The organism is Enorma sp., from assembly GCF_982429025.1.
The window spans coordinates 1-25,297 of sequence record NZ_CEWCAA010000013.1 but is presented as its reverse complement, the minus strand read 5'-3'; the positions used below and the strand labels follow the sequence as shown (position 1 = coordinate 25,297).

General features: G+C 61.0%; 20 protein-coding genes. 5 read left to right on the top strand and 15 right to left on the bottom strand.

The window, feature by feature from the left end; all coding sequences use genetic code 11:
- Window positions 1-5 precede the first annotated feature (5 nt).
- The 6 genes from AC1VS5_RS03785 to AC1VS5_RS03760 all read right to left on the bottom strand — a co-directional run bounded on the left by AC1VS5_RS03785 (window position 6) and on the right by AC1VS5_RS03760 (window position 5,587).
- On the bottom strand, window positions 6-794 hold the full coding sequence (locus AC1VS5_RS03785; protein ID WP_481217740.1) for an L-threonylcarbamoyladenylate synthase: 789 nt from the start codon (window positions 792-794) through the stop codon (window positions 6-8).
- Between the two features lie 275 nt (window positions 795-1,069).
- Entirely contained in the window at window positions 1,070-2,251 is a 1,182-nt protein-coding gene (locus tag AC1VS5_RS03780; protein WP_481217739.1) for a N5-glutamine methyltransferase family protein, read from the bottom strand.
- Between the two features lie 382 nt (window positions 2,252-2,633).
- Window positions 2,634-3,701, bottom strand: a complete 1,068-nt coding sequence (gene prfA, locus AC1VS5_RS03775) for a peptide chain release factor 1 (RefSeq protein WP_346680956.1) — start codon at window positions 3,699-3,701, stop codon at window positions 2,634-2,636.
- 294 nt (window positions 3,702-3,995) lie between these two features.
- The gene (locus AC1VS5_RS03770; RefSeq protein ID WP_346680957.1) at window positions 3,996-4,328 is read right to left on the bottom strand and encodes a PTS sugar transporter subunit IIA; all 333 of its coding nucleotides are present in this window, start codon (window positions 4,326-4,328) and stop codon (window positions 3,996-3,998) included.
- A gap of 35 nt (window positions 4,329-4,363) precedes the next feature.
- On the bottom strand, window positions 4,364-4,738 hold the full coding sequence (locus AC1VS5_RS03765) for a PTS sugar transporter subunit IIB (RefSeq protein WP_481217738.1): 375 nt from the start codon (window positions 4,736-4,738) through the stop codon (window positions 4,364-4,366).
- Between the two features lie 93 nt (window positions 4,739-4,831).
- Window positions 4,832-5,587, bottom strand: a complete 756-nt coding sequence (locus AC1VS5_RS03760; RefSeq protein ID WP_481217737.1) for a GntR family transcriptional regulator — start codon at window positions 5,585-5,587, stop codon at window positions 4,832-4,834.
- A 254-nt stretch (window positions 5,588-5,841) separates the two neighbouring features.
- Between AC1VS5_RS03760 and AC1VS5_RS03755 the strand changes: the two genes are divergently transcribed.
- Window positions 5,842-7,164 carry a PTS sugar transporter subunit IIC gene (locus tag AC1VS5_RS03755; RefSeq protein ID WP_481217736.1) on the top strand — a complete coding sequence of 441 codons (1,323 nt, stop codon included), beginning with the start codon at window positions 5,842-5,844 and terminating at the stop codon, window positions 7,162-7,164.
- 162 nt (window positions 7,165-7,326) lie between these two features.
- Window positions 7,327-8,691, top strand: coding sequence for a glycoside hydrolase family 1 protein (locus tag AC1VS5_RS03750; RefSeq protein WP_346680961.1), 1,365 nt, complete (start codon window positions 7,327-7,329; stop codon window positions 8,689-8,691).
- A gap of 433 nt (window positions 8,692-9,124) precedes the next feature.
- On the opposite strand, the gene AC1VS5_RS03745 is transcribed toward AC1VS5_RS03750, so the two are convergent.
- Window positions 9,125-9,586 (bottom strand): hypothetical protein, encoded by a 462-nt coding sequence (locus AC1VS5_RS03745; protein WP_481217735.1) that lies wholly within the window; start codon window positions 9,584-9,586, stop codon window positions 9,125-9,127.
- Window positions 9,587-10,161: 575 nt separating this feature from the next.
- On the opposite strand from AC1VS5_RS03745, the gene rlmD reads away from it, so the two are divergent.
- Window positions 10,162-11,463 (top strand): 23S rRNA (uracil(1939)-C(5))-methyltransferase RlmD, encoded by a 1,302-nt coding sequence (gene rlmD, locus AC1VS5_RS03740; RefSeq protein ID WP_481217734.1) that lies wholly within the window; start codon window positions 10,162-10,164, stop codon window positions 11,461-11,463.
- A gap of 93 nt (window positions 11,464-11,556) precedes the next feature.
- On the opposite strand, the gene AC1VS5_RS03735 is transcribed toward rlmD, so the two are convergent.
- The 6 genes from AC1VS5_RS03735 to tilS all read right to left on the bottom strand — a co-directional run bounded on the left by AC1VS5_RS03735 (window position 11,557) and on the right by tilS (window position 20,205).
- Entirely contained in the window at window positions 11,557-12,945 is a 1,389-nt protein-coding gene (locus AC1VS5_RS03735) for a lipase family protein (RefSeq protein WP_481217733.1), read from the bottom strand.
- A 3-nt stretch (window positions 12,946-12,948) separates the two neighbouring features.
- Entirely contained in the window at window positions 12,949-13,779 is an 831-nt protein-coding gene (locus tag AC1VS5_RS03730; RefSeq protein WP_481217732.1) for a PHP domain-containing protein, read from the bottom strand.
- 122 nt (window positions 13,780-13,901) lie between these two features.
- Window positions 13,902-15,101: a pyridoxal phosphate-dependent aminotransferase gene (locus tag AC1VS5_RS03725; protein ID WP_481217731.1), complete on the bottom strand. Its 1,200-nt coding sequence runs from the start codon at window positions 15,099-15,101 to the stop codon at window positions 13,902-13,904.
- Between the two features lie 716 nt (window positions 15,102-15,817).
- Window positions 15,818-18,040 (bottom strand): ATP-dependent zinc metalloprotease FtsH, encoded by a 2,223-nt coding sequence (gene ftsH / locus AC1VS5_RS03720; RefSeq protein ID WP_481217730.1) that lies wholly within the window; start codon window positions 18,038-18,040, stop codon window positions 15,818-15,820.
- A 1-nt stretch (window position 18,041) separates the two neighbouring features.
- Window positions 18,042-18,599, bottom strand: a complete 558-nt coding sequence (gene hpt / locus AC1VS5_RS03715) for a hypoxanthine phosphoribosyltransferase (RefSeq protein ID WP_022349777.1) — start codon at window positions 18,597-18,599, stop codon at window positions 18,042-18,044.
- A 55-nt stretch (window positions 18,600-18,654) separates the two neighbouring features.
- Window positions 18,655-20,205, bottom strand: a complete 1,551-nt coding sequence (gene tilS / locus AC1VS5_RS03710; RefSeq protein WP_481217729.1) for a tRNA lysidine(34) synthetase TilS — start codon at window positions 20,203-20,205, stop codon at window positions 18,655-18,657.
- 189 nt (window positions 20,206-20,394) lie between these two features.
- Here tilS and AC1VS5_RS03705 point away from each other — a divergent pair, with 189 nt between their 5' ends.
- Window positions 20,395-21,210, top strand: coding sequence for an MBL fold metallo-hydrolase (locus AC1VS5_RS03705; RefSeq protein ID WP_481217728.1), 816 nt, complete (start codon window positions 20,395-20,397; stop codon window positions 21,208-21,210).
- Between the two features lie 460 nt (window positions 21,211-21,670).
- Here the strand turns inward: AC1VS5_RS03705 and AC1VS5_RS03700 are convergent, their stop codons facing one another.
- Window positions 21,671-22,093: an Hsp20/alpha crystallin family protein gene (locus AC1VS5_RS03700; protein ID WP_022349772.1), complete on the bottom strand. Its 423-nt coding sequence runs from the start codon at window positions 22,091-22,093 to the stop codon at window positions 21,671-21,673.
- 323 nt (window positions 22,094-22,416) lie between these two features.
- Between AC1VS5_RS03700 and AC1VS5_RS03695 the strand changes: the two genes are divergently transcribed.
- A complete protein-coding gene (locus AC1VS5_RS03695; protein WP_481217727.1) occupies window positions 22,417-23,001 on the top strand; it encodes a hypothetical protein in 585 nt (194 codons plus the stop codon).
- A gap of 446 nt (window positions 23,002-23,447) precedes the next feature.
- Here the strand turns inward: AC1VS5_RS03695 and AC1VS5_RS03690 are convergent, their stop codons facing one another.
- Window positions 23,448-25,142: a phospho-sugar mutase gene (locus AC1VS5_RS03690; protein WP_481217726.1), complete on the bottom strand. Its 1,695-nt coding sequence runs from the start codon at window positions 25,140-25,142 to the stop codon at window positions 23,448-23,450.
- Window positions 25,143-25,297: the final 155 nt, after the last annotated feature.

Genomic DNA, 25,297 nt, shown 5'->3' with positions numbered 1-25,297 from the left:
TGAACCTACTTCTCTTGCGCGCTATAAGCCCGAGCGGCCGAAGCGACGCGCGCGATGGCTTCCTTTGAGATGGCTCCCTGCCGAATGATGACGGGCTCGCCGCCGATGCAGGAGACGATGGTCGATGCATCGCGGCAGGGCGTCTCGCCCGCATCGAGCGCGACATCAACGCCATCGAGCACCGATGGCTCCACGTCGCCGAAGGTAACGGGAGCAGGGGCACCATGCGTGTTCGCGCTCGTCGTGGCAAGGGGACAGCCGCACGCCTTGATAAGGGCTGCGACGACAGGAGACGCCGAACAGCGCAGGGCGACCGTGCCATCCGCCGCCTGCATGTATACCGGCACGTTTTCACGGGCATGCACGATGAGGGTGAGCGCCCCGGGCCAGAAGGCCTCCGCAAGCGATCGGGTTATGGAATCGACCCCATAGCCGTACCGATCGAGCGCATCAACTCCGCCCACGAGCCAGGGAACCGTTTGCGTAAGCTCACGGTGCTTAACGGAAAAGATGCGACGATACCCACTGCCAGACGGCGGAACCGGAGCGCCGTTCACGCTCGGTCGCTCGTCCTCTTCCGAAGGGAGGCCTTCCTGGCCGTTCCGGCATGCGTCATGTTCATTCAGGGCATCGACTAAATCCTGGGCAAGCGGCGCTACGGCCACTCCAAGACCGTACACGGTCTCGGTAGGGATGAGCGCGAGCCCGCCCTCCCGCAGCACCTGTGCCGCGCGCACGATGCCCTCATCATGCTGCTCCGGCGTTGTACCCGACACCTTCAATACCCTCTGCATGCCCTCGACTACGTCTCCCCCGATGGATTGGCCTCCGCGTGCGCGGCGTCGTTGTATTCTCTCATGGCCTTGCGAACATCACGGCGGCAGCGCGCCAGAAGGTCGCAAACGGGGCAATCCGGTCGACAGAAGGAACAAAGTGTGTCGGCTCTGTGTGGCACGCCGGGCAGTCTGGCAGGGGCCCCACATGTTACAACCCAAGCCGTTCGCTCCTACGGGCGAAGCAGCATCCCTCCCACGGTACCGGGCGCAGGCGCACGGTATTGCGCTTGTCCCTAGAGACGAGGCGGCATCTCCGCAAATACGAAGCGCGGCCGGCGCGTGAGGTCTTCAATCGCACGAACGTTAACCATTCCCGCGCCACGGCACAATGCGGCGGCGTCCTCCACAGCGCCCTCAAAGAGCTCGCAGGCGAACAATCCGCCCGGCTTGAGCACAAACGGCGCCGCATCGAGAAGCCTCCGGAATATGGCAAGGCCGTCAGGCCCACCATCGAGTGCAAGATGCGGCTCGTAGTCTTTCACCTCGTGCGGAAGGCCGCCCATCACAGCAGTTGGAATGTACGGGGGGTTCGACACGAGCACGTCGAAGGTGCCGCGCTCGGATTCCTCAACCGGGTAAATCAGGTCGCCGAAACGAATATCCACCGCATCCGGAGCGAGCCCGCAACGTTCCCGGTTCCGGAGCGCAAGGTCGATGGCCGGCCGGCTGATATCCGTCGCCACGCATGCAACGCGCCCGCGGCGCTCCAGGGCGAGCGAGAGCGAGACGCATCCCGTTCCGCACCCGACTTCGAGCACGCGCGCGCTGACCGGAGGCTCTGCACCCTCCTGAACCTCATGCGCCTCGCAAGCAGAATCATCAGAAGAATCGGGGCCCTCTCCCGCAACCGCGCTGCCCGTAGCCGCCTCACCGGCATCAACCGCCGCGACGGTCTCGCGCCCATCGCCATACTGGGACAGCGTTTCACCTGCACGCTCCGCCTCCCGCGCGGCGGCAGCTTCCCCCTGGCGAGCAACCTCAGCCTGGCGGGCAGCCTCAACAGATGCATTCCAGGGAAGCTCGACGCGGTGCCGCTCGATTTCCTGGTGGCCAATCACTCGCTCGTCAAGGTGGGTCAAAACCAGATCGACCAAGAACTCCGTTTCCGGGCGCGGGATGAGCACCTCGGGAGCGCAGAGTATGCTGTGGCCCCGAAACGACGTCTCTCCGGTGATGTACTGCAGCGGCTCGCCATCGGCGCGGCGCTTTACCCCCGTACGCATAATCGTTCGCTCTTCGGGGGAAAGCGGCCTGTCGAAATGCGTGTACAGATCGATGCGCTCCAAGCCCGTCGCGGCACATAGCAGCCATTCAGCCGAGAGCCTCGGATGATCCTGTCCCCTCCGCTTGAGGTAGCCCATGGTCCAATCGAGGCAATCCCTGACCGTCCAGACCTTCTCTTCCACTTCAGGCATAGCTCGCTCCCATCCTCGTCTCTTTGCACGCACATCCGTCAAAGCCGCCCCCCCGCACGGGTATCGAGCGGTCCGCGACCCGATGCCCTAAGACTATCGGGAGGGTCTGTCGCGCATCCTGCAAGAAGCCGGTAACAATCCGGCTTAAAACCCGCTGAACCTTAACGCCGCAAAAACGCCCCTGCTCTGGCAGGCGAATCATGCACCACGCGCGCAATGCTCCGTCGCGCAAACCCCGTCGCTCAACACGACAACTCCACAGCCTCAATCTGCAACATGCCGTGTGTGCCCGGAGCACATCGACCATGGCGCACCGCGCAAGGGAATGCCCCGGCATGAAAAACGGGCCCGCCATACCCTGACGAGCCCGCTATCAAACGAATTAGACCGCCTCGGCGAGCTTCTCCGCACGATCGGCGGCGGCGAGCGCCTCGATCACACCGGAAAGCCCGTCTCCCAGCAACACTGCGTTGTAGGTGCTGTTAAAGCCGATGCGGTGATCGGTCACGCGGTCCTGGGGCTGGTTATAGGTGCGGATCTTCTCCGAGCGGTTGCCGTGGCCAATCTGGCTCTGGCGCTCGGCACCCAGCTCGGCCTGCTGCTTCTCGAGCTCCATCTCGTACAGGCGGGCGCGAAGCATCTGCATGCAGACCTCGCGGTTCTGAATCTGCGAGCGCTGCTCCTGCGACTGCACCACGGTATTGGTGGGCAGGTGGGTGATGCGCACGGCCGAATACGTGGTATTCACGCACTGGCCGCCGGGGCCGGACGCGCAATACGTATCGATGCGCAGGTCGGACTGGTCGATATGGATGTCGATCTCGTCCGCCTCGGGAAGCACCGCGACCGTCGCCGTCGAAGTCTGGATGCGGCCCTGGCTCTCGGTCTTGGGAACGCGCTGCACGCGGTGCACGCCGCTCTCGTACTTCATGACGGAGTAGACCTTATCGCCCGAAACCTTGAACTCGATCGACTTGAAGCCGCCCGCGTCGCTCGGGCTCGAATCGAGCACCTCGAGCTTCCAGCCCTGCGACTCGCAGAAGCGCTGGTACATCTTGAAGAGGTCGCCCGCAAAAATGGCCGCCTCGTCACCGCCGGCAGCGGAGCGGATCTCCACGATGGTGTTCTTCTCGTCGTTCGGGTCGCCCGGGATGAGCATGAACTTGATGTCTTCCTCAAGCTGCGGAAGCTTGGCCTCGTTGGCAGCGATGTCCTCCTGCAACATGGCCTTTTCGTCCGCATCCGAGGTGTCATGCAGCATTTCCTTGGCGGCCTCGATGTCATCGAGAGCCGAGAGGTACTCGCGCGCCGCGTTTACCAGGGGCGTCTGATGCGCGTATTCCTTGTTGAGACGCGTGTACTCCTTGATGTCGGAGGCAACGGAAGGGTCGGCGAGCTTCTTCTCGAGCTCTTCGTAGGCGGCAATGAGTTTTTCGAGCTTATCGCGCATGATGTTCCTTTCGCGGGTGGGCGGAGGGGCACCCATTTGACATGAATGGTGGTGCCGCGGTGCGACGGGGCGTTAAGCCAGCTAGAACATGTCAAACTTTAAATACATGCGCATCCTTTCTCCGGCCCTATATCATACCCGGCACACGGCCCCGAGCAAGGCCCGAACACGCAACCTGCAAAACCCGAAACGCAAAAACCCAGCCGGGCAGGATGCTCCCGCACTCGGGAACCTCCCGCCCGGCTGGATTTTGAAGGGGCTTCGGCTTAGCACTCGCCGCCCGATCGGGCGTCCTTATTTGAGCGCGCGCAGCTCGCGATACACGTCAATGAAGTTCTGGGCCATAAGCTTGGCCATCTCGGCCCCTGCCATCTGGTCCTCGGCATGCAGTAGAATGAGCGGCGCTGCTTCGCTAGCGCGCTCGCCTGCCGCCTCGGCCTGCAGCAACTTCATGTGCACGCCGTGGCCTCCGCTATAGGCGGTGTCACCCTGGGCAATCAAATCGGCTGCAGCGTCAAAATCGCCCTCTTTGGCTTTGGCCACCGCGTTGATATAGCACGATTTTGCCGTGCCCACATAGCTGATAATCTCAAAGCAAATACCCTGGAGCTCGTTCAGGTCATCCACGGCCGATCCTCCCTCCATACCCACGCGTTATGCCACTACGCCATGAGCTTGGCGGCATCGTCAAGAATTTTGGCAGCGTTCATGCGGCCATAATCCATCATGGGGATAACCTCAACGGGCACCTTACCGTCCACGGCCTTCACAAAGTCATCCTTGGCGTAGCCAATCTGGGGGCCCAGCAAAATGATGTTCGCCTCGGCCACATGCTCCATAGCCTCGTTCATAGGACGAGCCTCGATCTCAATATCGTCACCACGGCTTGCCGCCTCTTTCTGCATTTTCTGGACGAGCAAGCTGGTCGGCATACCCGCGTTGCAGCACAGCATAATCTTCTTCATGATGGATCCATCCTTTCTGAGGGCACCCTCATTGTTTCGCCGCTCGGCCATCATGGCCACGGTAGAGTTCATATGAGTCTCCCTTATGTTATATGTCTAGTTAAATTATTAGACATGTTTAATTTAAACGGTGCTTTATTGCCGGTGGGCGGTAAACAACAAACGCTACCGGCGGAAGCGCACAGCATTCACCGGCCCGAAGTCCGCGGTATGGCGCGCCGTGGAATACTCAAATGCACGACCATCGCTTAAATACGCCACCTGCTTAACCTCAAGCAGCGGTTCATCTGGCCCTACGGCAAGCCACTCCTGCTCGTTCTCCGTTGGGCGCACCGCGCTAATTGCCGAGTGAGCACTGTTGATTTGCATGCCCAGCGTATTCTCAATGTAATGGTAAATGGACCCCTCGACCACTTCGCGCGTCATGTCCGGGAACAGCGCCACCGGCATGTAGGTGTATTCGACCACCACCGGCTTATGGTCAATCAGGCGCACGCGGCAGATGTGATACACAAAGCCCCCGTCGATTCCCAGACCCGTACGCACCTCGGCATTGGAGTCCACGACGGAAAAATCAATGACGCGGCTGTTTACGGTTTTGCCCTGCCCGGCATAATGCGCCGTAGTGCCGTCAATGCGCGTTGCCTCGCTCCACGCGTAGGCAGACGGCCCCAGCGAACCCGCCTTTACAAAGGTGCCCGCTCCACGGCGCCTGGTCACAATACCCATCTGCACCAGATCATTCAATGCTTTGTTAACGGTGATCTTACTCACTCCGTAGTGCGCGCAGAGCTCCGCGACCGAGGGTATCTTGCTGTCGTTTTCATATTCGCCCGCGTCAATCCGCCGGCAAATATCGGCAACGATCTCCTGGTATTTCAGCATGTCACCCTCCTGCAACACGGGCTTTTCTTGCGCCATTTGCTAGAAACATAGTGGCGCAGCAGTCCGGTTTTCTCAACAACGCTTTTTCATAATTACAAGACCCCTGCCGTTTACCAGCAAATTCAGACCGTTTGCAGAAAAAGAGCGAATGGCGCGCGCTCTTAACATGTTTTTATACAAAATTAGACATGTCTTTTTTAACTATCGCAGAGCATCGCTGATGGGGAGCAGCGCGCCCGGACAGGCACACGCCCTGCGATGGCTGTCCACACAAGAGATAGGAGATGAGCATGGCCGAATCAAAGGCATCGAGCTTCCTTGAGAAGTTTTCGATGGTTTCAGCCAAGGTCGGCAACCAGATCCATTTGAGGACCCTCCGCGATTCGTTCGCCACGATGGTTCCGCTCTACATTCTTGCGGGCATCGCAACGCTGATCAGCAGCTCGGTTGCACCGCTTATTTTGAGCGGGTCGGCGCTCGATGCGGTTACGTTCTGGTCGTCGGTCATTAGCAACGGTACCCTCAACTTCAGCGGTGTCATTATCTGCGGCCTTGCCGGCTACTTCTTGGCCAACAACCGCCGCTTTGACAACCCCATCGCGTGCGTGGTCATCGCGCTGTCGTCGCTCATCATCATGATGCCCGCGAGCGTGACCGCCGCCCTGGCCGACGGCTCGGGCGACACGGCGGAAGTTACCAGCGCGCTGATTTTTGACAACCTGGGTGTGAAGGGCCTCTTTGCAGGCATCATTATCGGAATGCTTTCAACCGAGCTCTTTATTCGCCTGTCAAACGTTAAGAAGTTGCAGGTTAACCTGGGCGAAGGTATCCCGCCGGCGGTTGGCAAGTCGTTTAGCGTGCTGATTCCCATGCTTATCACCGCCACCGTTTTTGCTGTGGTTGCCTCCATTCTTACCCAGGTGTTCAACACCAGCCTGATCGCGCTTATCACCATGTTGGTCCAGCGCCCGCTGGCCAACCTGGGCACGAGCCTGCCTGCGGTGCTCTTTATTTACGCCATGGGCAACCTCCTGTTCTTCTTTGGCATTCACCAGTCCACCATCAACGGCGTGTTGCTTGAGCCGATCCTGACCGTTGCCATTACTGAAAACATGGCGGCCGCCGCAGCCGGCACTGCCATCCCCAACCTCATCACCATCGATGACCTCAACTTCTTTGGCATGGTTGGCGGTACGGGCAGCACCCTCTGCCTGATTCTGGCCACCTACATCGTGGGCCGCAGCAAGGCGAGCAAGGCCGTGTGCTCTATGTCGGCTCTGCCGGGTATCTTTAACATCAACGAGCCCATGATCTTTGGCTACCCCATCGTCTACAACCTGCCGATGCTCATCCCATTCCTGCTTACCCCGACCATTGGCATTGCCCTGCACTACGTGTGCCAGGTGCTTGGCCTGGTATCGAACTGCACCGTGTATATCCCCTGGAATACGCCGATCTTTGTGTCGGGTTTCCTGAGCACCGGCGGCGATGTTCGCTCGGTCATCCTGCAGGTTGTGATCGTGGTCATTGGCACGCTGCTGTACATTCCGTTTGTACGCATCTCTGAGCGTGCCCAAGCGCTTGAGCTTGAGCAGCAAAGCGAGAACGCATAAGCCCGGGCAACGCGCACATGCGCACCTAAGCGGCGGAGCTCTCCCCACCCCGCTACCCCACCCGGCGGGCGCCGAACCATTGGTGCGGCACCCGCCCCTTTATATATCTTATGAACCAGCGCCGCGCTTGCATCACTTGCAAGCAGGCGGAAAGGAGGCCGTATGGCAACGCTTCGCGATGATTTTATGTGGGGCAACTCAACATCGAGCATGCAGTATGACGGCGCCCAGCACGAAGGCGGCAAGGGCCCCAGCGTATACGAGCACTTTGATGGCGCGTGGGAAGAAGCCGTTGACGGCTACCATCGCTATCGCGAGGACATCGCCCTGATGAAAGACATGGGTATGAACTGCTACCGCTTTCAGACCTCATGGTCGCGTGTTATGCCGCACGGCGTGGGCGAGATCAACGAAGAGGGGCTCAAGTACTACAGCGACACCGTTGACGAGCTGTTGGCGCAGGGCATCGAGCCCATGGTATGCCTCTACCACTTTGACATGCCGCTTGAGCTTGCCGAAAAATACCATGGTTTTGCTTCCAAAGAGGTTGTAGATGCCTTTGTAGAATATGCAAAGGTGGTTATCGATACGCTGGCGCCGCGCGTGAAGTGGTGGGTTCCCTTTAACGAGCAGAACGCATTTGGCTCCACATTGGGGCCGCTCATTGCCGGCGACCTGCGCCCCGAGGCGGCAGACGACGAGAACGAGATATTCCAGGTTCTGCACAACTCGCTCGTAGCCCTTGCGCGCGTTGAACGCTACCTGCACGAACACTATCCCGAGAGCAAGGTTGGCTGCATGGCGGCCTTTACCCCCGTCTACCCCGCCTCCAATGACCCCGTTGACGTTCACGCCGCGCACGAGGCCGAACGCTTTAGCGATTGGCTGTATTACGACGTGTGCACGCACGGCGCGTATCCGGCCTATTTTAAGAGCTACGTTTCTGCGCATAACCTGTCCGTTGATATGACCGAACAGGAGCTTGCCGACCTTGCGAACGCCCGCTATGACTTTGCCTCGCTAAGCTACTATCGCTCGCAAAGCGTTTCGGGCGCACAGGCGGGCAATGTGCCGGTAACCAAAATCATCGAAGCGGGAGGGGTTAGGAACGAGCACCTTAAGGCCAATGAGTGGAACTGGGAAATTGACCCGCTGGGCTTTCGCTATTCGCTGACAGAGATCCACCAACGTACGGGCCTGCCGGTATTCTCACTAGAAAACGGCATTGGCTGGCGCGAGAGCCTGCCCGCCGACGGCTCCGAGATTCAGGACGACTACCGCATTGACTACCACCGCGCCCACATTCGAGCCATGAAAGACGCCGTGGCGTTTGATGGCGTTGACGTGCTTGGATACCTGGGCTGGGGGCTGATTGATATCCCCAGCTCGAGCGGCGACACCGAAAAACGCTACGGCAACGTGTTTGTAGACTACGCCGGCGCGGGCGAGAAGCACCTGGCGCGATATCCCAAGAAGAGCTACGCGTGGATCAAGCGTGCGTTTGAGAGCAACGGTGAGGAGCTCTGAATAAGATGGGGATGCGAGGGCCCATCCCCATCTACCGGCCAATCATCGTTTTTTGAATGGCTTGTCGGTTGATGTTCAGATGATTTAGCACCGGTGCAGATAAGTTAAACGGGCTGGAGCCGCTTACGATGCGGGGGCTCCAGCCCAAGCCGCATCGAACGTCCGAGATGCCGCTGACACCGCACCCGCAACCGAATTTCATTCTCGCGACACCACCGGCCATGCAAGCTTGAGCGGAATTCACGTGCGCACAATCGCTTGACTTGAACGTTCGGGCAGATTTCACGTATATAAGCACCCTGACGAGGCGTTATAAACGTGAAATCTGCCCGAACTTGGATATGCGGGGCCCTAAACGGAACCAGGGCGCTCAAGACGAACGACGCCGGCACGGCGCGCATGGTGGCAAGGACAGGCTGGAGCGGCCGCTCGCCTACTCTTTTGTTGAGCGCCAACGGTAGTAGCCACCTTCTGAAACGCCAAGCGTTTTGCATGCAACGGAAACCGAAAAGTCCGGCACGCTTTCGCGCACGCGCTCGATGAGCTCAAACCGGCGGCCCTTGCGCACCACTGCGTTGCTGCGCGCATTGGCGAGCTTCACCAGTCCTTCAAGCGCGGCCACCTTACTGCGGAGCACACGGTTTTCCTGCCGCACGGCGCGATGATCCGCCGCTACATGCGAGGATTCCACCCCCGCGGGTGCGGAGTTTCCAGGATGACGCCAGCGCGCAATAGACCGCTCGATGCGCTTATAGCCAATGAGGGACGGATCGAGCCCTGCCTCGCGAAAAAATAGCTGCGGGCGACTCGCCGGCATAATACCGTTCCATGCACTGGTCGCGAAATGCGGGCGCGTAATAAATCGCACCGCCGCGACCGCCGGCAACGATTCCAAGCAGGCGCGTTCCTCAGGAGTAAATTAATGCGTTGTCACAAGCATTCCTGCTCTTACATTCGTTTATCTGCAGAAAGGCCCCATAGACGCTCGCAAGTGCGCCATCATGCAACTGCACCTGCCGGCACAGTAGCAACGTTCTCATACACAATGCAATTATTTTGGGACAATTGCGACGCACGGCTCCCCGTGTCCACACCGTCCCCAAGCCGTTGCGGCTCAATGGGAAATTATGAGTCCCCCCCCCCCGCAAGCATTTGCGAACGCGCGGCAATGATGTCCACGTTTGTGTCATATTGATCGCAAATGGCATGCTTGGCACTCCTTCCCCTGCATACATAGTAAGTCGCGCGCAGGAAACAGAAGCGCGAAACGACGATTTTTAGACAGCACCCATCGTTTCGCCGAGCGGCATCCGCCATCGAGCGGCGGCCGGGCACACGCCGTTCCCAGCCGACACGCACCCGAGCACCTTATCTACCTCTTACCCCGCGACGCGGGAAGCTCGCAATTGCAACATTTCCCGGCTTTGCCCGCTCGCCTATACTTAGCGCAGCATCAACAGAGGAGGAGACATGGCACGCATGCGCTCAACAGCACATCGCAACAACACCTCGCCATCGCAGCAAAGCAACACGCAGGCGCGGCGCGCCAAGAAAGCCGCTGCCGGACCATGCCCCATCATGCATGCATGCGGCGGGTGCGCGTGGCTCGGCATGCCCTACCGCAAGCAGCTGGTACGAAAGCAAGCGGCTATGGAAGAGTTCTTTGCTCCCCTCTTTGACCGCATGGGATGGGATTGCGGCGTTGACCCCGTACGCGGTATGGGCGCCATCGCGGGCGAGACCGGCAAAGCTCCCGCGCCGCGCGCGTTTCGCTATAAGGCTGCAACGCCCTTTGCTCCCGGCCCACACGGGTCGGTACGCTGCGGCTTTTATGCACGCGGCACCCACCGCATCGTGGCTGCAGCCGCATGCGCAGTCGAGGCGCACGGCGCACGCGACATCCTCAACGGCGCAGCACGGGTGGCCGAACGCCACGGCATCAGTGCCTACGACGAAGATGCCCGTCAGGGACTTTTGCGCTACGCCGTGTTGCGCATGGGCTGGCGCACCCGTGAGGCGCTGCTCACCATCGTTACCGCCCAGCGCAACATCCCCCACCTTGAAGAGGTCGCGCAGGAGCTCGCCCAGCTTGATCAACGCATTGTGGGCGTGGCGCAAAACATCAACGGACGACCCGGCAACGCCATGCTGGGCACCGAGACCCACACGCTCTGGGGCGCGGACCACATGCAGGACAAGCTGTTGAGCTGCACGTTTGAAATCTCGCCCACTGCGTTTTACCAGACTAATCCGCAGCAGACCGAGGTGCTCTACCAGCTTGCCATTGACGGCATGAACCTTACCACGGGCGATGTGCTGCTTGATGCCTACTGCGGAAGCGGCACCATTGGCCTGTGCGCGGCGCGCGCAGCAGCCGACGCAGGGAAAACGGTGCACCTGGTGGGCGTGGAGCGCAATGCGGCGGGCATTGCCGACGCGCAGCGCAACGCTGAGCGCAATGGCCTTGCAGACACCTCGACGTTTATTGCCGAGGATGCCACGGCGTACCTGCGCCGTGCCGCGAGCGAACACGAACATGTTGACGTGCTGGTGCTCGATCCGCCACGTGCAGGGTCAACTCTCGCCTTTTTGCAGGCGGCAGCCGCCTTGGGGCCTCGGCGTATCATATACATCAGCTGCAACCCCATCACCCAGGTACGTGACCTAGAAGTGCTTGGCGCGGCGGGCTATCGCCTTACCCGCCTTACGCCGGTCGACATGTTCCCGCACACCGAGCACACGGAAACCGTCGCGGTTCTCGAACGCTCCTAGCGCGCTTTGCGACCAAGAGGGGCGAGAAGCTCAAACGGATCACCAATAAATCGTCTCACCTAAACGGGTGCCCCATCCGCGCAGGTAGACCGCTTAGCTTAAAGTCAGATCGTCCGCCTCGATGGTATACATCCAGCTGATGTAGACGCTCGGATAGTGTCCGCACAAGATGCGCGTGGGATCGATATGCCGTGCGCACGCCTGGGCAACAGAGGCAATCCCTCCCGGGGTAACCAGCTCGTCGACCGAACCAACCTCGGCGCCAACCTCGCTCACCACCGACCGCACGGCCTGAGCCGCCTCGGGGTCATAGGGGTCCTCCCCGCCGGTAAGCTCGGTGTAGGCGCTGCTCATCGATGAAAACTGGGTATCGAACCCCTCCTCGCCCATCGAAGGCAAGTTCATGTCGACCCCGTAGCGTGCATACCCCCAAGACGCCAGAGGGAGCGCGGGCATAAGGTCCGCCGGGTTCGCGATATTGAAGATGTTGCCGTAGCGCGCGGCGTGGGCGTGGGCGCTCGTGGTACATCCGGGCGACGCGAAGGTGTACCCTGCAACCGCATCGCCCGCCGCCAGCTCGAGCCCATCCCGGGGCTGGGCGCCCTCTGCCAGCGCAGCAAGCTCGTCGTCCGCTTGGGCGGCAACGAGGTTCGCGATCGCCCCGCCGCGACTGTGCCCAACGAGCAACAGGGTCACCTGGTCTCCGCGCCTATGGCTTTCGCGCACCCAGGGAGCGACCGCCTGGCTCACCTCGCTCGCCGCCTCTACATACCCGGAGTGGTCGTACCGCGTTTCTTGATCCTCGGAAAGGGCCGCCTCGCCTTCGGGAGAAACGCCCTCGATTTTTAGGTTGCTCAGCCATTCCGATCCATAGCTGCCACGCACCGAGACAAGGATGACCGAGCGGGTGGACCCATCGGCTCCCGTTACGCGCTTGCGCGCCAGAGTGTAGGCGACGGTATCCTCTCGCTGCGTCACCAGATTGAGCATCTGGTCCATTACCTCGCTACGATACTCGTACGAGGCTGTGGAAACCTCGTCGAAGCCCAGCTCGGCCAGGGCATTCTCCATATATGGCGGCGTTTGATAGCTTTCTTGGTAATGAGAAGATTCGGAATACGCCAGAGCAGCGAGAACCGACGAGGCCCTTGCGAGGTCGTGGTTGTAGGTGCGCATGTCGCCGAAGAACCAGCTGTCATCCCAGACAACGGGCGACACCGTCTCGCGGCCGGGCGCGTCGATGCAGGTATAGGTGATGCTCTTGGTAAAGCGCCCCGTCGCGGGAAGCTCCTCGCCATAGGCAACCGCGGAGCTTTGCGGCGAACCCGCTCCCCCGGCGTTGCGGCGGTTCTGCTCGTAGCGACAGAGCATCATGAACACAAAGCTCAGAGCCATGATGGCGAGCACGAGCAGCACCACGAACGGTAGGCGGCTCAACCCCGCCCGTACCGCAGACACCATATGACACCGCCCGAGCGCCATGATCTACCCTTCGCGAGCAAGAAGATTCCGCAGGTCGCAGATGCCCGCATCGGCAAGTGCGGTAAGCATCGAGGCGCGATCGCGGTTCATGATGAGCTCCCTCGGGAAATGAATCTCCTCGAGCATGGCGCTCACCTGGGGATATTTGCCGATATCCGAGGCGATGTGAGCATCGCTGGAAACCGATATGCCCACGCCGAGCTCCGCGCAGCGCTCGGCTATGCGGCGGCAGGCATCGTGCGTGTCGCCCTTGTGATCGCCCTCGAGGCTGTGCTCGTTGACCTCGATGAGCTTATGGCGCTCCTTCGCAACGGTGAGCACCTCATCAACATCGAACGGCACGCCGGAACGCCCCGTATGCCCCAGTACCAGCACCTTCGGCTGCTCAAGCGCTCGAATGTACATGCCAGTCGTCTGTGCCCCGGAGACATCTTCGGTGAACCGCGTATCGTGAACGCTCGCCACGAGATAATCGAGATTGCTCGTTACACGCTCGAACAGGCTCTTGTCCTGCTTGTACGGCCTGCCGGTGATGCTTGCCGGACAGGCGATATCTTGCCCGAACAGCCCGCCCTCAAGCGAGACGATATCGACCTCCGCAGCGCGTAGGAGCATGACCCCGTCCCAAATGCGCGGCCACACGGTCTGATTCACGAAGTATTGGAAGTTGCGGATATGCTGCTCGGGAAAGAGCATGCAGCTGAAATGATCGGCAGACCCCAAGAGCTCGAGCCCTGCGGCGCGCGCCGCCGCGACGTTCTCCGCAATGGTCGAATATGCATGCCGAGAGAACATCGTATGGGTATGAATATCCGATTTGATCTCGTATGTCATGAGATGCTCCTTAAATGCGAACCATCTGCAACAAGCGCGATTCCGGCGCGCCGCAGCCGTTGAACACCGAGAAGCCCGGCGCAGGGCCGCGCGGCGGCAATGCGCTCAGCCGAAGACGAAGCCTACAGGCCGTAGTCTTCAGCAAGACGCTTCCATGCGGGAAGCGAACGCTCGATAACCTCGGGCGCCACGCAATACCCCACGCGCACCCATCCCTCAACGCCGAAGCTGTTGGAGGGCACCGGCAAGAGCTCGTAGGCCCGAGCGCGTTCGCAGAACGCCTCGGCATCGGGCTCAAGGGCACGGACCCACAGGTAGAAGGCACCGCCTGGCTCCACATAGGTATACCCCATCTGCGAGAGCGCCTGGGTGAGCAGGTCACGATTGCGAGCGTATGCCGCAACATCCGACGGAACGTCCACACAATCCATGACCACGCGCTGGAAGAGCGACGGCGCGCATACGAACCCGAGCGACCGGGCCGTTCCGGCAACGGCCGTCATGACCCGGCGCGCGCCCTCGCTCACCTGCGGCACGAGCACCCAGCCCACGCGCTCTCCAGGAAGCGAGAGCGATTTGCTGTACGAATAGCACACAACCGTGTGCTCGTAGAGCGACGGCACCCAGGGAACCTCGGCGCCATAGGTGATCTCGCGGTAGGGCTCGTCTGAAATGAGTACGATGGGCTGAGGATGGCCCAGGCGTGCCTCGCGCTCCGCGTTCGCGCGCTCGAGGACATCCGCGAGTTTCTCCAGGTTCTCCCTGGTATAGACCGCGCCCGTTGGGTTATTGGGTGAGTCGATGATAACCGCCGCGGTACGGTCGGTGATGGCGGCGGCGACCGCCTCGGGGTCGACCTGGAACGTTTCCTGATCGGCTAAGACCTCGATGCAGACGGCACCAGCCGTTTCGATCCACACGCGGTATTCCGGGAAATACGGCGCGATGACGATAACCTCATCGCCGGGGCACGTGACCGCTCCAAGCGTGCAGGACACCGAGGCGGCGGCGCCGACCGTCATGAACACATCGGCCATGGTGTAGTTCGTCCCAAAACGACGGTTGAGCGATTCCGCCACGGCGGTGCGAACCTCGGGTGCGCCCGGCGCGGGCGTGTACCCGTGCACCTGCTCGGGCGAGAGCTTGAGCGAACGCTCGATGCTCTGCCTCACCTCGTCGGGGGCGGGCACGCTGGGGTTACCCAGGCTGAAATCGAACACATTCTCAGCGCCAATCTGTGCCTTGCGCTCGTTGGCGTACGTGAAAATCTCGCGAATCACCGAGCTCTCGGCACCGCGAGCATACATCGTATCGTTAATCATGATTGCTCCTCATATCGGCGCAGCCATGCCGCGCACCGTCTTGTGGTCCATGATACGGCAAGATGCACGGCCCTCGGAGCCAGAACGCTCCAGAGCGCGGTGCCGATCAATGCGAGCAGCCAAATGCTGCTGGCAGATGGCGCCGGTAGATGGTGCGGGGCAGCTTCGTGCAACAGCCATGGAGCGTTGCACACGGCAAAGACGCGGCGGGCGCAGACGCTCCATGCAATCGTTACGCACAAACGCTCGGCGCAGCGCTCCTTGCAATCGCCCAGCGGAACCGTTCGCGCAAACGCTCAGCGCATTCGCTCGACATATTCGCTCAACACCGTGCTCCGTGCAAACGCTCGGCATATTCGCTCACCAACTCGATGGAATAGCCGCGCCGGCCCGCACGGTGAAAGCGTTTTCGCAACGAATGCCGGGTTTCTGGCTAACTTTGTCGATTTCTGGCGATGAGCTTCGACTGTTCTGCGTCTAGGCGACCTCGTTGGTCATATCCGCGCTCCGTTACTCACTCTTTTCGCATGTTTTTATAGCTAAATGTAGGACCCAGCGCCCCTCCGCCAGAAAGCCCAGGCGCCTGAGCGCAATAAATCGACAAAGTTAGCCAGAAATCAATCTCTTTACGAAAAACGCCCGCACTCGGAGTCGAGCGCGGGCGTCTTATGCCATTCAATCTACCGTCAAATCCGTCTTGATCGGGCGGAAATCGCTTAGTCTTGATCCCCCTCCGAGTGGGAATCGGCAGCGACGGCCTCTGCGGCGAAGCGAGCGGCGTCTTCCGCAAGCTCCTCATCGCTCATGCGCGGCTTGCGGCGATCGCCGGGCTTGGAGTCATCCTTACCGCCAGCCTGCTCCTTGGCCAGGAATTCATACCAGGTGTTATCAAGCAGCGCCTCAACGGCGTCGCCCTCAACGGTCTCGCGCTCCAGGAGCACGTTGGCCATGAGCTTGAGCTGGTCGGAGCGCTCGCGCAGAATCTTCTCCGCACGCTCGTGCGCCTCACGCATGATGCGCTGCACCTCGGTATCGATACGGCGCGCGGTCTCCTCAGAGTAATCCTGGTGGTCGGCGTAATCGCGCCCCAGGAAGACCTGATGCTGCGCTTCGCCAAAGACCTGCGTTCCGAGCGCCTCGCTCATACCCAAGCGCGTGACCATCTCGCGTGCCATCTTGGTTGCGCGCTCGAGGTCGTTCGACGCACCGGAGGTGATGTCGTCGCACATGAGCTCTTCGGCCACACGACCGCCCAGGAACACCGCGAGCTCGTCAAGCATCTCGTTCTTGGTCTTGAGGAAATGGTCCTCAGTGGGTAGCTGCATGGTGTAGCCAAGTGCCTGGCCACGCGGGATGATCGTAATCTTGTGGACCGGGTCGGAGTGCTCGAGCACGTGCCCCACAAGGGCATGGCCGCTCTCGTGGAACGCGATGGTCGTGCGCTCGGTCTCGGTCATGACCCGGGCCTTGCGCTCGGGACCAGCGATCACGCGCTCCATAGACTCCTCGACCTCGTCCATGCTGATGCGCCCGCGGTGGCGGCGGGCGGTAAGCAGCGCGGCCTCGTTCATGAGGTTCGCAAGGTCGGCGCCGGTGAATCCCACGGTGAGCTGGGCGAGCTTATCGAAGCGCACGTCGTCTGCAAGCGGCTTGTTGGCGGAGTGCACCCGAAGAATCTGCTCGCGGCCCTTCACGTCCGGGCGGTCCACGGTAATCTGCCGATCGAAGCGGCCGGGGCGCAGCAACGCCGGGTCAAGAATATCCGGGCGGTTGGTCGCAGCGATGAGGATCACGCTCTCGTTCTCCTCGAAGCCGTCCATCTCCACGAGCAGCTGGTTCAACGTTTGCTCGCGCTCGTCATGCCCGCCGCCCAGGCCTGCTCCGCGCTGGCGTCCAACGGCATCGATCTCGTCAATGAAGATGATGCTCGGAGCCTGTTCCTTCGCCTTGGAGAAGAGGTCGCGCACGCGGCTTGCGCCCACGCCAACGAACATCTCAACGAAATCGGAACCGCTGATGCTGAAGAACGGTACCCCGGCCTCGCCGGCAACGGCCTTGGCCAGCAACGTCTTGCCCGTACCCGGGGGGCCCACGAGCAGGACGCCGCGCGGGATCTTCGCGCCAAGCTTACGGTAGCGCTCGGGATCTGCCAGGAAGTCGCGGACCTCCTCGAGCTCCTCGACCGCCTCGTCGATACCCGCCACATCGGCGAACTTGACCTTGGGGCGAGTAGCCTCGTTCATCTTGGCGTTCGTCTTGCCAAACTGCATGGTCTTGCTGTTGGCGCCCATCATCTGGCGCATGAAGTACAGCATGATGAGCACCAAGATCACCGTTGGGACCACGCTGATGAGAAAGTCCATGATCGCGTTGGGATCGTTGGTGTTGACGATGTAGACGGTGCTCGGGCGGCCGGCCATGAGGTCGGCAAGCGCATCGGAGCCCACGTAGGTAGAGGTAAAGTGCTTAAGCGCCGCGTTCTTGCCAATGTCCTCAGAACGCGTCCAGTACTCACCGGCCAGGCTGCCATCGGCCACGGTGTAGGTCACGTTGGCAACGCGCCCCTCTTCGACCGCGGTCACGAACTCGCTCGTAGCGAGCTCGTCGGTGGGGCTCTGCGCACCAAAGCCACCGTTCATGCTGAAGATGACATAGGCGAGAAGACCGCACACAAGCAGGATATAGAGCCACGACACGCGGGACGGCCCGCGCCTACCGGGACCGCCACCGGGACGGCCCGATCCGTCGCCCGACCCACCAGAACGCCCGAGCCCCAGCTGGAACGGATCGTCAAACGACGAGCCGGGCGAATCCGGCGCTTCGGGGCGGGGCGCGTCATCCTGCTGATCGCGATTGCCTGAGCCACCGCCATCAGCAGCGAGAGCGAGCCCGCAGGCTCGCTCATCCTCAATCGTTGCGCTTAGAACACGACGGGTCATATTACGAATAAACCTCCGGCTTGAGAATCCCCACATAGGGGAGGTTGCGATAGCGCTCGGCAAAATCGAGGCCGTACCCCACCACGAACGCATCCGGGCAATGGGTGCCCACGTACTTGGGGTTGATTGCAGCCTGCTTGCCCTCCACGTCCTTCCACAGGAAGGTTGCCACCTCGATGGACGCGGGGTTACGGCTGCTCAGGTTCTTCATGAGGTACTTGAGCGTGAGGCCGGAGTCCAGGATGTCCTCCACGATGAGCACGTCACGCCCCTTGATATCCATGTCCAGGTCTTTAACGATGCGCACCACGCCCGAGCTCTTGGCTTTATCGCCATAGCTTGAGACGGCCATGAAGTCGATGGCGAGCGGTACGTCGATAGAGCGCATAAGGTCGCCCATGAAGACGACGGCGCCACGCAGGACGGCGATAAGCACCAGGTCTTTACCCTGGTAGTCGTGGGAGATCTCTGCGCCCATGCGCTTGACCATAGCCGCGATATCCTCTTCCGTGAACAGCACCTGCTCGATATCCGGATGCATAGCGCCCTGCTCGATCATATAAAAACCTCCTGCACATGTTGCCGTGATACGCAGCTTACCCAACACCCAGTTTTCATAACGCGAGATCCTGGGGGTGAATGACCAATTTTACCAGCACTTTACTGGCGGCCGTGCACTTAAAGCGGTCATCGAGGCGAATTCCGCCAACCCACACAACGGAACCCCCCGGAGCCGTGCGCACGACCGGCACGAGCGGGCGCTCCGCCACGGGAACCTGTTCCTCACCCAAAAGGTCAGACAGCTTCTTGCTGCGGCCATGCATGCCCAGCGGGCAGAGAAGATCACCGGGTGCGGGGGCATCGACCCAGAGGCGCGCGCCGAGGGACTCCGCCGGAAGGGAGCTTCCCGATTCCTTGAGTCGCACCAGGTCGCGCTCAGCGTAGCCCAGCGCCGCCGCATCAACATAGGCCACGGAACCACCAGCTGGCGAGGAGGCCGCCGCCTCGCGCGCGAGGGCGACGGCGTCGGTTCCGGCAGGGATGCGTTCGAGCGACGCCTCGAGCACCGCGCCGTTCGCGAGGGGCATCCGGCCGGGCACCGCGATCCAGCCCGCCACTAGATGCTCGCGGGCAGATGCCGTGCGCAGGGCGAGCGTGCCGAACTCGATGCGCGCGTCGATATTGCCCGGCAGCGTGAGGGACCCCTCGCCCGCCGCGACGCAGCGAAGGATACTCTCAACATGGCGCATCTCGAGCCGTGCCTCAGCATCGAGCTGTTTTACCGCAAGACGAACCATGCGGCGAGCTATGGCAACCTCTGCCGCGGCCACGCGCGCGGCATCCAGCACCACAAGGCCTTCCTGCTGGCGGCGCGTGCACGAGCGAAGGGCCGTAGCGGCGAGATGCGCCATGAAGGCATCTTCGTCGCCCAAGATGTCGCACGCCGCCCCCACGTTCCGCGCAAGGCTCTCGTTGCGTTCGCGCGCCACGGGAATCACGCGGTGGCGTACAAAATTGCGCAGATACGATGTGTCTTGGTTGCTCTCGTCTTCCCGCCAAGCGATGCCCGCCACTTCAAGATACCGGCAAAGCTCCTCATGTGTGAGGTCGATGAGCGGGCGCACGATGATGTTCCTGCGGCGCGGAATGCTCGAGAGCCCCGCGGGGCCCGCGCCCTTGATGGCGTTCATGAAGAACGTCTCGGCTCGATCGCTCGCCGTGTGCGCGGTCACGACGCGCGCCGCGGTGCGAGGGCACCCCGCCTCTTGGCAGAGCTCGCGGACGTACCTCCGAGCGGCCGCATAGCGCACCTCACGTGCGGCGGCTTCGAGATTTTGACCGTTGAGCTCGGTGAACGATGCGTGTTCCACACAGAGGGGAACCCCATAGCGCTCGCAGAGGCCGCGAACATGCTCCTCGTCTGCGTCGGACGCCTCCCCACGGAGATGATGGTTTACATGAAGCACGTGGATGCGCTCTCGAGCTATGCGCGCAGGGCCTCGACCGTCCATGATGTCGAGCTTCGATGTGCACGCCATGACCAGAAGCGCCGTTGAATCCGCGCCGCCCGACACCATGAGCACGACGGGTGCCGAGGGGTCGAGCGCGCGGCCGGACGCGGCGCCCGCGCGATGTGAGACGAAACGCTGTGATACCGTGGGCATAGAGAATGGCTCCGATCGATACGCTGCAGAGAAATAGTCGCTCAAACCTGATACCCTAGACCGGGTTACAGACTCTCGCGTGGTTCACGAACACCCGGTGTCTACGAACCACATAGCTCACAAACACCCAGCTCCTACGAACCACAAGCCCTGTTTTCAGGGTACCACCTGAGGTTATTGGACGACAGCATGACACACGCCTTGCGCTTACATATTCTCGGCAGCGGCTCCAAAGGCAACTGCGAGCTCATCGAGGGACCCGAGGGGATCATCATGGTCGACAACGGGTTTTCGCGGCGTGAGGTCCTGCGGCGCATGGCAGAACTTGAACTCGAAGCATCCCGCGTGGTTGCCCTCATCGTCACGCACGAGCATTCCGATCACGTGAAGGGCCTTCCCGTTTGGTGCAAGAGCTTCCCGGGCGCGTTGTTCGCAAGCTCAGGCACCCCGCAAGCGCGCGCAACGCTCGAAGGGCTTCCGTTTACGCTGTTCGAGCCGGGAGCATGCCTCGATATAGCGGGGATCGAGGTGCAGACGTTTTCTACCTCGCATGATGTGGTCAATCCCATCGGTCTGCGCTTTTCGTGCCGCAACGATTCCATTGGCATCATGACCGATACCGGCACGGCGACCGAGGCGGCGCTGCGGGCGCTCGGAGACGTGCGGATTTTGGCACTTGAGAGCAACCATGACGTCCCCATGTTGAGAACTGGCTCCTACCCACGGTACCTGCAGGACCGCATCATCTCTGAACGCGGCCACCTCTCAAACGCTCAGGCAGCCGAAGCTGCCCACTCACTTATTGGGCCACACACCGAGCAGCTTGTTGCCATGCACATATCGCAGGAGAACAACCGACCGAGTCTCGCGGTGCGCGCGTTTGCTGAAGCACTCGGCGCGGAACTCGACAACGAGCTCGGATCATCCGCGACGTTGCGGCGGCCAGACCCGTTGCCCAACCTGCATATCCGCGCCGCCGGCCAGAACCGACCGGTCAGCATTTGATAACTCTCGCCAGACGGAAGCTTGCTGCTCGTTGCCGCGTTCTCGGGCGGGATCCGGACGCTGGAGCCGTTACAGCCGCGTTCTCGGGCTGAATCGGGACACCGCATTCGTTTTCGGGCAGCTTTCGTACGCTCCAGCAGTCCAAAACGGCGAAAAGTCGCCCGAAGACGCAGCGAGCGTCCAAAACCTGCCCGAAACACCCAGCGCATCCGGATGTCGCCCGAAAACACCCGTCACCTATATAACTGTCTTTCACCAGACAATGCCTGTCGCCCGACAACGCTTGTCGTCTGTATAAAAAATCCCTGGTGGGAAGCCGTACTGAACAGCTCCCCACCAGGGACCCTCAAAACCTACATCTCGACAACATGCGCAAGGGGCCGCTCATTTTCCAAGCCGTTCTCCACTGCCGCACAGCGACGAGAACAGCATCAAGAAGCGAGCGGCCCCGCCAGAAGCGTTAGTCGATCGCGACCTTCGTGACGTTCTTCTTCTCAACGATCTTCGGAACTGTCACCGTCAGCACGCCGTCGGCGTACCGAGCGGACAGACCTTCATTCGAGGCGTCCTTAAGGTAGATGCCACGCGTGGCGCTGAAGGACGTGAACTCCTTCTGCAGGAAGTTCTTACCCTTGTCCTCTTCCTTCTCCTCAACCTTGACGGAAATGGAGAGGCGGCCCTCATTGAGCTCGACGTCGATATCATCCTTGTTCACACCGGCCAGGTATGCCTTGACCTCGTAGCCCTCGCCCTTATCCTCGACATCCATCGGGAAGGCGCGGGTGGAGGAAGACGGGGCGAAATCCATCATGTCATCGAGCGCGTCGAAGAGCGACGTGGGACGAATACCGAACACCGAACGATACGGAACCATGCTTGCCATAATCAATCACTCCTTTGTGATTGCCCGGATATCTTTGCTCCGGGTCTTCTTTGGACACTCTTGTTATTCCCGAGCTTCCTGGTCCTAAACAGGCGTAATCAGATTTTTTAAGCGTCACAGTATCATCAAATCTTAGTGTATATGACTTAGATTTGTCGCTAGGATAGTGCCTTGGCGGAGCGCCCACCTCGACATCGCGGCGAAACAGTTCACCAGATTTTGCACCTCGCGTGAAACACCGCCCATTTTTAGTCTCATTTCAGTTCTTAGCTGAGAGAACTTATAGAATAGGGCCATCACCGCACAGCCACGCGAGGGACAACATGGACGAGAACAACCGCACCCAATCGGCGCCATCCTCAGATCAGCACCACGAGAAGCGCGCCCGCGTCCCTTACCAGCGAACAGTTCCCCACATCACCCAAGACCCCATCACCGACGATGGCATAACCTACCAAAGGCGCGCCCAGCGCGAGGCGTACCGGCGATCGGGCTCCTACCCCGCTGGGGGAGCGAGGCTGGACGAGGCGGTTGGCCAAAGGGGGCAAGGTTATCGCAGCCAAGGTACCCAGGCGCCGGCTGGTTTTGCCGGAGAGGCGCGCCAGCAGAACTTCACGTCTGCCCCAGGCCGCAAGCATATGGGAGTTGCAACGTCCGACCCGCAGTACCTGCAACCAACCGGCCTCCAGAACGGCGCGCCCCAAGGTCCGGCCCATCCACGCCACAAGATGCCCGGCGACGGGGAGCCGCAAGTGCTCCATTCAGACCGCTACCTCTCGGCTCCATCGGGTCGCAAGACCATTTTCACGGCGCGGCAAGACCGTGCCCGCAGGCGCACGCGCGCGGTGCTGGTCGTCGCGCTCATCGTGGTCGTTGCCATTCTCGTGTGGCTTATCTTCTTCCGCTAGAAAGACGCTGGATTTGTCTTCGAGGGCTACCGGGATTGCAACTTTTGGGCACTTCGGGGCAGAGGGTCCGAGTAGCCACGCTGCTGCCGGGAGGGTGCCGGCCCTCTGAGCTGGGCTTTTCCCCATGCCTTGCTCGCCTGTACCCGCCCGCTGCGCGAGGAAGCGCCCAAAAGTTGAAACCTTGACGGGACGGATTGATTCGGTGCCCCATAATCAGTGTTTTCCTAGAGCCATGGAGCGCACCAAGAGCGGGAGCAGGCCCGCAAAGACGAACGGCAGCTTACCGCGTGCAACGCCACCTCGCCACACGCAACGCTACCTGAAGGAATCCGCCCCAAGCGTGCACAAAACAGGGCACCCCGCCAAATAAGGCGAGGTGCCCTTATCACGCTGTTGCGCCGCATTCGAACCAACGTGCCGTTACATTCGAAGCGGATGCGCCGTGCCTACGAAAGCAGCTCGCGGCCCGATTCCTCGATCGCGGCGATAAGCGCGTCGGCCGCATGGGCGTCCGCGCCCTTGGCAAAGATGTAGAGCTTGATCTTCGGCTCGGTGCCGCTCGGGCGCACGATGGCCTTGTTGCCGCCCTCAAGATCGAACTCGATAACGTTCGCCTTGGGGAGGCCGTTCACACCATCCTTGTAATCGAGCACGGCCTCGACCTTGCTGTCAGCAATCTCGGCGGGAGCCTCGGCACGGAGCTCGGCCATGATGCCGGCCATCTTGGCAGCGCCATCCGCACCCGGGTAAGAGAGCGAAACGGTCTTGTTGTGGTAATAGCCATACTTCTCGTAGAGATCATGCATGGCCTCGACGAGGTTCTTCCCCTGCAGCTTGTAGTACTGCGCCATCTGGCAGATGAGCATGGAGGCGTTCACGGCGTCCTTGTCGCGCACATGGTCGCCCGAGAGGTAGCCGTAGCTCTCCTCGAAGCCGAAGATGAAGCGGTCGACCTCGCCCGCATCCGAAAGACTCGTGATGATGTCGCCGATGTACTTGAAGCCCGTGAGGCAGCGGCGCAGCTCGAAGCCGTACTCATCGGCAAGGGCGTCGACCATGGCGGAAGACACGATCGTAGTCACCGCAACCTTGCGGGAAAGGTCCTCGCCGCGCGCGGCGCGCATCTTGCAGATGTAATCGAGCAGGAGCACGCCCATCTCGTTTCCAGTGAGCAGCGTGTAGTCGTCGCCGTCTTGGCACGCTACGCCCACGCGGTCGGCATCCGGGTCGGTTGCGAGCAGCAGGTCGGGGTGGACCTCCTGGCACAGGTCGATGCCCTTCTGCATGGCCTGGCGAATCTCGGGGTTGGGATACGGGCAGGTGGGGAAATCGCCATCCGGGTCCTTCTGCTCCGGCACCACGGTGATATCGGTGATGCCCACCTTGTTGAGCACCGTCGTAACGGGAATAAGGCCCGTGCCGTTAAGCGGGGTGTACACGAGCTTGAGCGGTGCGGAGGCCGACTCTTCCTCGGTAAGGTTGCAAACGGACTTATCGACCACCGCGTCGTAGTAGCGCTCGAGGCAATCGTCGCCGATCCACTCGATCTTGCCTGCAGCCACGGCCTCATCAAAGTCCATGGACTTGATGCCGTTCCACATGTCCACACCAGCGATGGCAGCAGAGATGGCATCGGCGACCTCGGATGCAATCTGGCATCCATCGGGGCCGTAGGCCTTGTAGCCGTTGTACTGGGCGGGGTTGTGACTTGCCGTCACGCACACGCCGCCAGAGCACGCAAGGTCGCGCACAGCCCAAGAGAGCGTGGGCACCGGCGAAATCTTGGGATAGAGCTTGGCGGTTACTCCATTGGCAGCAAAGATGGCGGCCGCGGTCTTAACGAAGAGCTCGCCGTTGTTGCGGCTGTCGCGCGCGATGGCAACCGTGGGGTTCTCGAAATTCTTGACGAGATACTCCGCAAAGCCCTGGGTTGCACGACCGACCGTATAGATGTTCATGCGGTTCGTGCCGGCGCCAAGCGTGCCGCGCAGGCCTGCCGTGCCGAACTCGAGGTCCTGGAAGAACGCGTCGGTGATAGAGTTTTCGTCCCCCGCTTCCTTCATTGCCTTGAGCTCGGTGAGTAGCTCGTCATCCGTGACATTGGCGATCCACTCATCGAGGAGTACATGTACATCTGCCATAGGTAGCCTTCCTTTCGAAGCAACTCCCCTTCCACCCGTTTTCGGCAGCAGGAAGGGTGCGCCGGAGCGCATATATAGGAGAATCATACGGCAAGTTGCGAAGGGCGAACTCGATCTGTCGGTAAGCGTTCGGTTATAACGGGGGACGGTGAAGG